Annotated in this window: 7 protein-coding genes; 4 read left to right on the top strand and 3 right to left on the bottom strand. The window is 62.3% G+C overall.

The genetic code is table 11. The features are described 5' to 3' along the window. Positions 1-181: 181 nt before the first annotated feature. Both AAC014_RS07525 and AAC014_RS07520 read right to left on the bottom strand, forming a co-directional pair. Positions 182-3,460: an amidohydrolase family protein gene (locus AAC014_RS07525; protein WP_339706324.1), complete on the bottom strand. Its 3,279-nt coding sequence runs from the start codon at positions 3,458-3,460 to the stop codon at positions 182-184. 88 nt (positions 3,461-3,548) lie between these two features. Continuing rightward, positions 3,549-4,613, bottom strand: a complete 1,065-nt coding sequence (locus tag AAC014_RS07520) for a PepSY-associated TM helix domain-containing protein (protein ID WP_339706321.1) — start codon at positions 4,611-4,613, stop codon at positions 3,549-3,551. A 183-nt stretch (positions 4,614-4,796) separates the two neighbouring features. Between AAC014_RS07520 and AAC014_RS07515 the strand changes: the two genes are divergently transcribed. The 4 genes from AAC014_RS07515 to AAC014_RS07500 all read left to right on the top strand — a co-directional run bounded on the left by AAC014_RS07515 (position 4,797) and on the right by AAC014_RS07500 (position 10,736). Beyond that, positions 4,797-6,200 (top strand): P1 family peptidase, encoded by a 1,404-nt coding sequence (locus AAC014_RS07515; RefSeq protein WP_339706318.1) that lies wholly within the window; start codon positions 4,797-4,799, stop codon positions 6,198-6,200. A 19-nt stretch (positions 6,201-6,219) separates the two neighbouring features. Continuing rightward, positions 6,220-7,392 (top strand): acyl-CoA dehydrogenase, encoded by a 1,173-nt coding sequence (locus tag AAC014_RS07510; RefSeq protein WP_339706315.1) that lies wholly within the window; start codon positions 6,220-6,222, stop codon positions 7,390-7,392. 125 nt (positions 7,393-7,517) lie between these two features. After that, positions 7,518-9,647 carry a TonB-dependent receptor gene (locus AAC014_RS07505; protein WP_339706312.1) on the top strand — a complete coding sequence of 710 codons (2,130 nt, stop codon included), beginning with the start codon at positions 7,518-7,520 and terminating at the stop codon, positions 9,645-9,647. Between the two features lie 120 nt (positions 9,648-9,767). Then, positions 9,768-10,736 (top strand): LysR substrate-binding domain-containing protein, encoded by a 969-nt coding sequence (locus AAC014_RS07500; RefSeq protein ID WP_339706309.1) that lies wholly within the window; start codon positions 9,768-9,770, stop codon positions 10,734-10,736. A gap of 6 nt (positions 10,737-10,742) precedes the next feature. Here AAC014_RS07500 and gabT read toward each other — a convergent pair whose 3' ends face one another. Then, on the bottom strand, positions 10,743-12,056 hold the full coding sequence (gene gabT / locus AAC014_RS07495; protein ID WP_339706306.1) for a 4-aminobutyrate--2-oxoglutarate transaminase: 1,314 nt from the start codon (positions 12,054-12,056) through the stop codon (positions 10,743-10,745). Between the last annotated feature and the right edge of the window lie 10 nt (positions 12,057-12,066).

The raw sequence follows: 12,066 nt of genomic DNA, 5'->3' as shown, positions 1-12,066 counted from the left end.
AATGATGAAATGCGCTGATAAATGTCTGATATGCCGCGAATGTGGTCCTTCTGCCGCTCCCAACCTGCTGGGAAATCCGGTTCTCAGATCTCCTGCGCGCCCAGAACATAGGGCCATCCGTCGATCATCAGGCGGCGCGCCCTGAAACGCGCACAGTGCGGCCACCGTGAGGATCTCGTGTCTAGCGCTCGCGTCCGACCTCTCCCCATGCAGGATTCCATGCGATCCCGTTCTGATTGGTCATTTCCCAGAAGAACTTGCTGCGTTTGCGCGGATGATTTCCGATCTCGTTCATCGTTTCGGAATCGTAGAGCCGGCCATTCACCATTGTGTAGCGCACGCTGTTCGTATTCTTGATGTCCGCGAGCGGATCGCGGTCTAGAACGATGAGATCGGCGAGCTTCCCGGTCTCGATCGATCCGAGCTGATGATCGAGGCCGTAGGTCCGTGCGCCGTTGATGGTCGCAGCGCGAAGGATGCTCATCGGAGCCATGCCGCCTTCGGCAAGAAGTTGCATCTCCCAGTGCATCGCAATGCCGGAGGCCTGGCCGTGGGAACCGACGTTCACGCGCACACCGGCATCGTCGAGCCGCTTGATCGAACGACTCACCGAACGGAACCCGACATCGTAGAGTTCGTCCGCCTGATGGATGGATTGCATTGCACGCACATAGAGCGGTGCATCCGAAGGGCCTGAGACCGGGTTGTATGCATTGTTGACGCCCGGAATGAACGTGCGGACCTTTGCCTCCTTCCACGGTTCCTGATGCTGGTAGATGTAGTTCTCGCCGAAAAGTTCGCCGAAGGTGACGATCAGAGTCGGCGTCGTCGATAGCTGTGAATTCCGGAAGAGCTGCAGGAGGTCATCATAGTAGGTGGCGACCGGCAGATTGTGTTCGAGGTTGGTGTAGCCATCGAGAATCATGCTGACATTGTCGTAGAAATGCCCGGCGCCTTCGGCGTCGACCATTTGGCCACCCTCGGCCGCGGCCTGAAGAAGCCGCTGCTTCTGCGCGCGCGTTGTCAGCTTGTAGCTCTTGAAGATCGCGCCGTCGGTGATCGCCGCCTTGCGCCTTGAAATCGCGCGGGCATCTTCCAGGCTTTCGATGCGGTTGAAAACGCGATCGGGTTTTCCGGCGCGGCCATAAATCACGTTTCCGGTGGTGATCCAGCGCGGCCCGACCATCTTGCCGGCGATCGTCATTTCGCCGGTTTCATAGCTTGGCAGTTCGTTCGCATAGGGATCGAAATTAGTGGTGATGCCATAGGCGAGCGCCGCATAGCGCGTCGGATGCTTCTGCGGCATCACGCTCGTCCCGTAGCAGCAGTCGATATGGCCGTGCGCGTCGAACAGGCCCGGCATCAATGTACGACCGTCGAGATCGATGACTTTTGCCTTCGCCGGAATTGTCACGCTGTCATCCGCGCCAACGGCCGCGATGCGATTGCCTTCAACGATAACCCTGCCGCGCGGGATAACGGTGTCGTCCCCGGTCATCGTGAGAATGCGGGCATTCGTAAAGGCGATGCTGCCATTGGGAATATCGGTTGGAGCGGCGAGGGCTATCATTCGTGCGGGCATGTCGACGATGCCACTATCGCCCGGTGCCGTACCGAAAAGGCTGGGCCCGAGCGTCCAGTGGAGGCGCGCCGAATCCGCGCTCCAGGCCATTTCGAAGCCCCCGGAACGTGTCAGAGTCCGCGCCGAGGGATTGGCCTTGGCTGTGATGTTCACCGGTGTCTTGGCGCCGGGTGCAAATGGCATCAGGTGAAGCTGTTGCTCCTCCTTGAAGGCGATCCATTTGAGATCGGGGCTTAGCGTGAAATCTCCCGCATCCGCAGTTTCGGCATAAGCATGGTCGTGTGCCTCCCCGCCGGCAAGGGCAATGCTGCGTAGGATGACCGCGCGCTTCGCACTGTAATCGGGCATGCCGGTGAAATAGATGCGCGCATCATCAGGCGAGAAGCGCACGAGCCCGGCAGCCTTTGAGAGGAAACGCGGATTGCGGCCATTCGTGTCGGTCACATAAAGGCCGCTTGGGTCGCTCGCCCCGCCCATGGCACTGTCGGGTTCCAGAATACGATAAGCAATGCGTTTGCCGTCGTTCGAGAATTTCGGTTCGCCGATGATGCCGCGGCTTTTGACGACGATGCTCTCGCGGCCGCTGCGGACATCGCGCAGGCGAAGCGTGCTTCCCGTTTCGTCGTCCCAATCGACATAGGCGATCGTTCGGCCGTCCCGAGACCAGGTTGGATCAGATTCAGCCCCCTTGCCAGTCGTGAGGCGGCGTGGCGGTGCGGCCCCAGCCATATCTTGCTGCCAGAGCGAGCCCAGAGCGCGGAATAGGATCGTTTTGCCATCAGGCGCAGGCGCGATCTGACGAATGATTTTCACGTCGACGCGCGCGGGCGCGAGATCGAGTTTCGTGCGGAGCGAGTCGTGAATGCGATGTCGCGCCGTGGCACGGAACGGAATCTCCGTCGCCGCGCCGGTCCGCATGTTCACCTTGTAGAGCTTGCCTTTGCCCCATATGGCGACGTGGAGATTGTCGGGGAACCAGTCGAACGCCGGATAATAATGTTCCTGCGCCAGATAGTCGGCCTGCAAATCGCGGTCGAGATCCTGATAGATTGCGGTCTGAACGCGTGTCTCGATATCGTAACGGAACAGCACGGTTTTCGCGCCGACACGGCGCACGAAAGCGATCTGCTTGCCATCCGGTGAAACCTGTGGGCTTGTCGCGCTGCCGAACCCGGAGACGAGATCGCTGGTCTCCCCCGTGGCGAGATCGCGGCGACGGATCACGAAGTTCGACAGGCCCGGATTGTGATAGACGTAATGCGTGCCGCCCACGCGTTCCGTGTAGTAGAGGACACGGCCATCGGGCGCGTACCGGGGCTCCTGTATATCCTTGCCACTGCTCGGCGGTTCGATGATTTGCGTATCGCCACCCGCCACGTCGAAGCGTCGAATTTCGGAGCTTCGCATTTCAAATACGGAAGCGCTGGTTTTCGTCGCTGCGATCGCTCTGCCGTCCGGCGACCAGGACGGCGCCGTGATCATCGCAAGCGTTTCGTGGCTGATCTGGCGGGGATTGCGACCGTCGGGATCCGCGATCCAGATGTTGTCCGCGCCGCTTTCATCGCTGAGATAGAGAATGCTTCGTCCATCGGGGTTGAACTGCGGACTGCGCTGGGTCGCGGGGCCGGAGAGGATTGGCTTCGCCTCACCACCGGCTGCGGGCATGGCATAGATGTCGTTCAGCAGATCAAACAGGATCGTTTTGCCGTCCGGGCTGACATCGACGCTCATCCACGTCCCTTCGCTAAGCGTCAGCGTAACGTCTTTGCTGGGGGAGGTGAGGATTTGGGGTGTTTGCTGCGCTGTTGCTGGCAATGCGGCGAAGCTGGTCGCTGCGGCGGCGATAAGCGCGCTGCGAAGTGCCGGTCTGAATGTCATGCCCGTCTCCCTTGTTCCCTTTGCCGCACTCTAGAAGTGCCCACTTTCGTCCGGTGCTGCCAATAGTGCGTGCGCCGGTGACCAGGTATCACCGCGCACGTCGGCGCATTTTCCACAGAACGAGGCCTAGAAAAGCCATCGTCAACAGCCAAAGCCCAGTGGCAACAACGGCGAGCCGTCCCGGCAGTCCTGCGATCTCGCCCGTGTGAAACGGGAAGATGCCATCGAGAAAGGCTCTGCGGGGCGGGGCTGCGGACGCTGGCAGACTCGCCAGAATCTGTCCGCTGTTGCCGCTTACGAATACCGTGGTCCGTCCGTAGGCGCGTCGCGCTTCGCCGTCAGTACGAAGCCTGACGCGCCAGACCGCAGAGTCGGGTGTTGGGAAGCTGACATCGGCGAGACGAGCATCGGGGTAGAGTGCCATGGCAGCCCCGACCACCTTGCCGAAACCCGGCGGCGATGCGGCTGTCCACGGTTCGGTGGGTTTGGCGATCGACGTCGGCGCCAGCCACGCCTCTGCGCTGTCCTGAAAGACGAGTAGAACCCCTGCCAGCGAAAGCGCGAGCGCAGGTAGGGCGCCCCAGAAGCCCACAGCGCGGTGCCAGCCATAGAGTCTTGGGATACCGCGCGCCGATTTGGCGGGAGGCTTCAAAGCGCGCAGCCTCTGTCGCCCCGGCCAGGCCAAGAAGAGCGCGATTCCGATGTTGCCTGCCAACAGGAGGCCACTGATGCCGACAATCCAGCGTCCCGTTTCACCGGCCAACAAATCATGGTGGAAGCCCACGATCGCATCGAACACGCCGCTTTCTGCGGGTGTCAGCGTTCGCAGGATGTTGCCTGCGCCGTCGATGCGGATGGTACGCTCTGCGTCTCCGTCCGGGGTCTCGACATAGACATCGTAGCGGTCTTTCGCGCCGCCGCTTGTCCATACCGATTCGATAACGAGACCGGAGCCGGGCGGCACCATTGTGCCGAGCTGCGTTTCGATCGCTGACGGGTCGGTCCGGATGTGCGGGGCACGGATCAGGGCGTCCTCGAGTTCCCAGTGAAACACGATCAGGACGCCGGAGGCCGCTTGCAGTACCCAGAACAGCATCGCTGAAAGGCTAAGCCAGCGATGAAGCGCGAGGAGACCGGATCGTGCGATTCCCAAGATGGTTGCCCCTTCTGAAAAGCTTGAGCGCCGCATCATAGGGGCATCCGGGCGCGTGCCTGTGAAGCTGACTGGAGCGTCCGCGGTGGTGCGCGTCGCGCAACGCTGGCCTTTGCATTTGCATCTCGTTTTCGTAGCCACGATCGTAATTCTGAAGATCGAGGCGCCGGGATGGAGGTTCTTATGAAGCGAGCAAGGGCATACAGGATGATGGGCGCGGCCTTGGCGGCGCTGGCCGCCGTGCTGCCGTTGCAGGCGCTACACGCCCAGTCCGCGGAGCAAGACGCTCTGAAACTTACGCTCAACGACGGCTACGACACGCCTGATGCGCTGCGCTTCGACTGGCCGGCTTTCAAGATCGGAACGGGCCAGTATGAGGCCGGCCCGACCGGACTCACGGTGTTCCGGTTCAATCGAAAGATGCTGGCGGCGGTCGATGTGCGCGGCGGTGGGCCGGGCACGGTGAATACCGAGTATCTGGGGATTGGCTACCCGTTCCCCGAAGTGGACTCGGTCGTTCTCTCTGGCGGGTCCTGGTACGGCCTCGAAGCCGTGACAGCCGTGAATACGGCGCTGAAGGACGAAGGCTATCGCGGCGGCAACTGGGACAATGTCGGCCTTACGGTAGGATCGATCATCTATGATTTCGGCAGGCGCCGCCTCAACGAAATCTACCCGGACAAGCGCCTTGCGCAGGCGGCGCTGAAGGCGGCGGTGCCGGGCGTGTTCCCGCGCGGCGCGTATGGGGCGGGGCGCTCGGCGGTCAGCGGGAGCATTTTCGGATGTAACGCGCATTCAGGGCAGGGCGGCGCGTTCCGGCAGGTCGGAGACCTCAAGATCGCGGCCTTCACGGTCGTGAATGCCCTCGGCGTCGTGACAGACCGCGAGGGCGGAACCGCGGCGTGCTATCCCGACAATACATGGCCCGCCGGGTTCAAGACTCACGATATTCTGGCGGGGACGCCGGGTAGCGGCAAGCCGGGCTGGACGGGCGTGGCGCCGTCTGCCGAAAAGAAGAATACGACGATCAGCCTCATCGTTGTGAACCAGAAGATGGAGCCTTGGGAGCTCAAGCGGCTGGCTATCCAGGTGCACACCTCGATGGCCCGCGGTATCCAGCCTTTCCAGACAGAATTCGACGGTGATGTGCTCTACGCGGTCTCCACGGCCGAGTTCACGCCTGCCGACGATAAACGTATCAGCCTGCTCGACATCGGTACGATCACGTCCGAGGTGATGTGGGATGCGATCCTCAGTGCCGTGCCCCCGCAGCCGAAGGCGACGTTCGATGCGCCGCCGCGCCGTGCGGTGGATGTTGCTGCACTTCGCAAGCTCGCGGGCCGCTATCGGTTCAGCGCGCTTGCCGAGCTCGACCTCAAGGTTGAGGACGGGCGTCTGTTTGGCCAGGCGGTGGGCGAACGCAAGGTGTTTGGCATTCCGAAAGAGAACGCCGTCGAAGTGATTCCCAGCGAAACCGGCGACTATGTAGTGCCGGGCCGATACCCGACCGTGCTGCGTTTCGATGGTCGCGGCGGGGTGACGATCAATCCCGGACGCTGGCAGCAGCACGGCCAGAAACGCCGATAAACCAAGGAGACAATACGGCATGCCTGACCAGTTTGACTGGACGGACCCGCTCGCCCTCGATTCAGAGTTGACGGACGAGGAGCGGCTGATCCGCGATACCGCTAGAAGTTACGCACAGACAGAACTGCTGCCCCGCATCGTGGACGCCAATCGAGAGGGTGTTTTCGACCGCGCGATCATGCGCGAAATGGGAGACCTTGGCTTGCTAGGCGCCACGATTCCAGAGGCAGATGGCGGTGTCGGGGCCAGCCATGTCGCTTATGGACTGATCGCGCGCGAGGTCGAAGCGGTCGATTCCGGGTACCGTTCCGCGATGAGCGTTCAATCCAGTCTCGTCATCCACCCTATCCATGCCTACGGTTCGGACGCACAGCGCGCGCGATGGCTTCCGGGCTTGATCGCAGGTGAGCTCGTCGGCTGCTTCGGGCTGACCGAGCCCGGCTCCGGCTCTGATCCGGGAAGCCTCGCCACGCGCGCAGAGAGAGTTCCGGGCGGCTACCGGCTCACCGGCACGAAGATGTGGATCACGAATTCACCCATTGCCGACGTGTTGGTGGTCTGGGCGAAGCTGGAGGGCGTGCTCCGCGGTTTCGTGCTCGAACGCGGTGCGGAAGGCCTGTCGACACCCGAAATCAAGGATAAGCTCGCACTGCGCGCCTCCATCACGGGTGAAATCGTGATGGACGGTGTGTTCGTACCCGAAGAAAACCTGCTGCCCAACGTGCAGGGGCTCAAAGGGCCGTTTGGATGCCTGAACAAGGCGCGCTACGGCATCGGCTGGGGCGCACTTGGTGCCGCCGGCGCGTGCTGGCAGGCGGCGCGGACCTATGCGCTTGAGCGGCACCAGTTCGGGCGGCCACTCGCGGCGAACCAGCTTGTGCAGCGCAAGCTCGTGGAAATGCAGGTGGAAATCGCGATCGGGCTGCAGGCCTGTCTCAAGGTCGGGCGGCTGCTGGACGCGGGCGCGTGCCCGCCCGAAGCGATTTCGATCATCAAGCGTAACAGCTGTGGCAAGGCGCTCGATATCGCGCGCGCCGCCCGCGACGTGCACGGCGGCAACGGCATTTCCGGTGCGTTTCACGTCATGCGCCACGTCTGCAACCTGGAGGCGGTCAATACGTACGAAGGCACGCACGATGTCCACACGCTGATCCTCGGGCGCGCGCAGACCGGCATTGCGGCTTTTGCCTGACCGCTTACCTGTCACCCATGGTGGTGCGCTCATTGCACCGCATGTCGCGATTTTCGCATCTGCCGTGGAAACGGCGCTGCCATAGCCTTTTCAATCAATAACGAGCCTGAAAAAAGGGGGTAATGATGGTTTCCAAAACGATATTTGCCGCGGGCGTTTCCGCGTTCGCGATGCTGGCGGCGACAACGGCTTACGCGCAGGAGTCCGTGGACGCGGTCGATAGCGGCCAGATCATCGTCGTCACTGCCCAGAAACGCGAGCAGCGCCTGATCGATGTTCCGATGGCTGTGTCGGTGCTCGGCGGTGAAGATCTCGAACGGCGCGGCATCGACAATGTGCAAGACCTGTCGTTTGCGGTTCCCGGCCTGACGATGCGCGAAGATGGCCCCGGCAGCTACACGATCTTCCTGCGCGGCCTCGCCAACCAGTCCGGCTCCGGCGCGCTTGTCAGCATGTATCTCGATGAAGCGCCGCTTTCGCTTTCCGGCTACGACCAGTTGAGCCCCGTTCCGCTCGATTTCGCGCGCGTCGAGGTGCTGAAAGGCCCGCAGGGAACGCTTTATGGCCAGGGGTCGGCAGGCGGCACGGTCCGCTTCGTGACGAACGACCCGAACACCAGCCAGTTCGAGGGCAAGCTCGAAGGCGAAGTTTACAATGTAGCCAGCGGAGAGCTGGGTACCAAGCTGAGCGGGGTGCTAAACATCCCCCTGGTTCTGGATCAGCTGGCGCTGCGTATCGCGGGTGCCTACGAGCAGGGCGGGGGCTGGATCGATCAGCCGGAAGCCGGCATCAAGGACGGGAACGGCACCGAGCTTATCAATGTGCGGGCCAAGCTGCTGTGGACGCCAAGTGACAACTTCCGCGCCGAGGGCATGGTGCAGATCCACCGCGCCGACACCAAGCTCGGTACGGGTTTCGAAGAGCCCGACCGCACGGTCGATATCGGCCCGGATCGCAGCAAGGTGATGATCCCCAAGGAATTCGATTTCGATCTCTACAATCTCGAACTCCGCTACGACATGGGCTTTGCGGAGCTGGTGAGCGCCACGACCTATATCGAGCACAAGCACCAGTATCCGTTCACCTACATTCCGCGCCCGGGCAATTATTCGTACAACATCGTCGAGGGCAACGACGACCGCTGGATCGACGCGGATCAATTCAGCCAGGAACTCCGCCTCACGTCTTCCGGCGGCCCGTTCGAATGGACGCTGGGCGCCTTTTACAGCGAAGGCGACAGGTCGCTGCTCGCCCTGTACGAATATCTCTACGCGCCTGATGCCGACATTTCCGAGGGCGGGGGATTCCTCATCGGCGATCAATACTATCTCTCGAAATCCAGCTCCGAGTCCTACTCGCTGTTCGCCGATGCGTCCTACAAGCTCTTCGACCGCCTCACGGTCGGTGCGGGTATTCGCTATTTCAAGGATAAGCAGACGAGCCTGATCGAGTATGCGCCCGGAACGGGCGTGGAGCAGTCGGCAAAGTTCGATTCCGTCGATCCGCGCTTCTACGTTTCGTACCAGTATTCGGATAACGCCAGCATCTACGCGAACGTCGCGAAAGGCTTCCGCTCGGGCGGCTTCAACTCCGCGCCGTTCGCGCCCTACAAGCCCGAGAAGGTCTTCACCTACGAGATCGGCACGAAGGGCATGACCTCCGACGGCGCGTTCAGCTACGACATCGCCGCGTTCTTCACGAAGTACAAGGATATGGTGCGCCGTCGCCTTGTGAACGTGAACGGTGCCTATCTCTCTGAATCGAGCAACATCGGCGAGGTTGAAGTGAAGGGCATCGAACTGGGTGCCGCCGTTCGCCCGACCACCGGGCTTACCTTCACGGCAAGCGCCGCGTATCTCGACAGCGAGATTGTTGCGACGGATGCCGCCGATACGGTCAACATTCCGGGTGACCGCACCGATTACACGCCGAAGTTCAGCATCACGCTTGGTGCGAACTACGAGTTCGACTGGTCAGCAAACGTGCCCGGCTTCGTGCGCGTGGACTATAGTTACCGTGATAAGGTGACCTACATCGATCGTTCGAGCTTCCTGCCGTCGGCGCTGCCGCAGGCTTCGGACGACATTGGGCTCCTCAATGCCCGGATCGGCGCGACATTGGGCGCGGTGGATATCGAACTTTACGGTCAGAACATCGCCAACGTGAACAAGGCGATTGACCCCTATCAGGGCTGGGCAAACTCCAATCGCACGCGGCCGCGGGTGGTTGGTATCAAGGGCTCGGTAAACTTCTGAGCGAAACGGGCGGCGCCTCAATGAGGTGCCGCCCGTATTCGAGCATTTCCAATGCTTAAATCACTGGTTCTTGACCCGAACGGGACGGGGTGGGAAGCTCGGCCCGGTCGGGAGGACTATGTGCTGGAGCGTAAGGTCAAGAGCGTCAATCCGCCGTCGCGCAAGTCGCTGCCGCCGTTTGAGGCCCTGCGCGCGTTCGATGCGGTCGCCCGCCTGAAGGGCGTGCGACGTGCGGCGCAGAGCCTCGGCCGCGATCACGCCGTCATCAGCCGCCACCTCCGAACCCTTGAAACCTGGACCGGAACAGCGCTCATCGAGCGGACATCCGCCGGGGTGGTGCTGACCGAATCCGGCGTCCGCTATCACGAGCAGGTCGCGATGGCGCTCGATCTGCTGGCCGATGCCACGATGGAATTGATCCGGAGGGGCAGCGAGCATCGTCTGCACATCTGGTGCATGCCGGGCTTCGCCCTGCACTGGATGTCGCGCCGCGTCGGGGCATTCGAGCGGCTGGACCCCACCGTGCAGATCGAAATTCGCCCCACGGATCGCAGCCCTGATTTCGGATCGCACGAGACGGATATCGATATCCGGTTCGTACCGACCTACGGCTCACCCTTCATGCTTGGTCCCAAGCTGCGTCATATCGAGTTGGCGAGAGTGCCGATTGTCGCCGTCGCAAGCCCGGACTATCTCGCGGCATCGGTGCCCATTGAAAAGCCCGGTGATCTGTTGCGGCATCGGCTGCTTCATGAGGACAATTTCGATTCCTGGGTGAACTGGCTCTCCGCGCACGGCATCTACGACGATATCGATCTGACCGGCCCCAAGCTTTGGCAGGGGCATCTGACGCTCGATGCCGCGCTGCACGGGCGCGGCGTTGCGCTCGCAAACCACCTTATCGCTTCCGACGATCTGGCAAGCGGTCGCCTCGTCGAAATCGGAAAAGGGCTGGAGAGTTTCCAGCCCTATAGCGACGGCATTTATCTTTTCATTGCGCGCGGCGACCGCTGGGACGCGCCGCTCATCCGCCGCTATCGCCGCTGGGTGAAGGACGCGATTGCGAAATCCCTCTCCGGCAAGGCCTGAGCGCCCTCAGCTTGCGTTGGCGAGCCGAGGGGTGAGGACGTCGAGCGCGGCGAGCGACTGCTCCAGGATCGCAAGGCCTTCTTCCAGCTGTGCGTCCGGGATGGTCAGCGGCATCAGGAAGCGGATGACATTGCCCTTGGTGCCGCACGAAATCAGGATCAGTCCCTGCTTCTGTGCTTCGGCGATCAGCGCGCGCGTGAGCGCGGCGTCGGCGACGTGCGGGGCTTCGGCGCTGCAAAGCTCCATCGCGACCATTGCGCCGAGGCGGCGGATATTGCCGATCACGCCCTTGCGCGCCCGCTGGCGCAGATCGATGAGCCGCGCTTCGATTGTCTGTCCGATCGCCTCGGCGCGTTCGCAAAGCCCTTCACGATCGATCACGTCCAGCACGGCGAGCGCGGCTGCGCAGGCGACGGGTGAACCGGCATAGGTGCCGCCGAGCCCGCCGATCGGGGATGCGTCCATCAGGTCGGCTCGTCCGGTGACGGCCGCGAGCGGGTAGCCGCCCGCGATGCCCTTGGCCATCGTGATGATGTCGGCCTCGATGCCGGCGCGAGCATGGGCGAAGTAGGCGCCCGTCCGCCCGAACCCCGTCTGGATTTCATCGATGATCAGCAGGATGCCGTGATCGTCGCAAAGCTTCCGGAGGGCCTGCAGAAGTTCAACGGAGGCGATGTTGAAACCGCCTTCACCCTGCACAGGCTCGATGATGATCGCAGCGACGCGGGCCGGATCGACATCCTCGTGGAAGATGTCGTGGATGCTTGCGATGCTGTCTTCCACCGTGATGCCCGCGGCCTCATCGGGGAAGCGCGCGTGGAACACTTCGGCGGGGAAGGGGCCAAAGCCGGCCTTGTAGGGTGTGACCTTGCCGGTCAGCGCCATCGTCATCATGGTCCGGCCGTGGAAACCGGCCGCGAAGGCGATCACAGCGGTACGGCCTGTCGCGACGCGTGCGACCTTGACGGCGTTCTCCACCGCTTCCGCTCCCGTCGAGACGAGGATCGTCTTGCGTGGGCTGTTGCCGGGCACGAGCGCGTTCAGGCGCTGCGCGAGTGCGACATACTGCGGGTACATGGCGACGTTGAAGCTGGTGTGCGTGAAGCGGTCGAGCTGGGCGATCACGGCGGCCTTCACGTCCGGGTGATTGTGGCCTGTGTTGCAGACGGCGATGCCGGCGGCGAAATCGATGTAGCGGCGTCCTTCAAGATCCCAGATCTCGGCATTCTGCGCGCGGTCGCAAACGATGCTGGTGACGTGGGACACGCCGCGCGCCACGGCTTCGACGCGCGCTTCAAGCACTTCATTGCTGGTCTTCATATCGCTCTCC

Source organism: uncultured Sphingosinicella sp. (assembly GCF_963974575.1).
Taxonomy (GTDB): Bacteria; Pseudomonadota; Alphaproteobacteria; order Sphingomonadales; family Sphingomonadaceae; genus Sphingosinicella.
The sequence above is the reverse complement of the archived record's forward strand: the minus strand, read 5'-3'. Positions and strand labels throughout refer to the sequence as shown.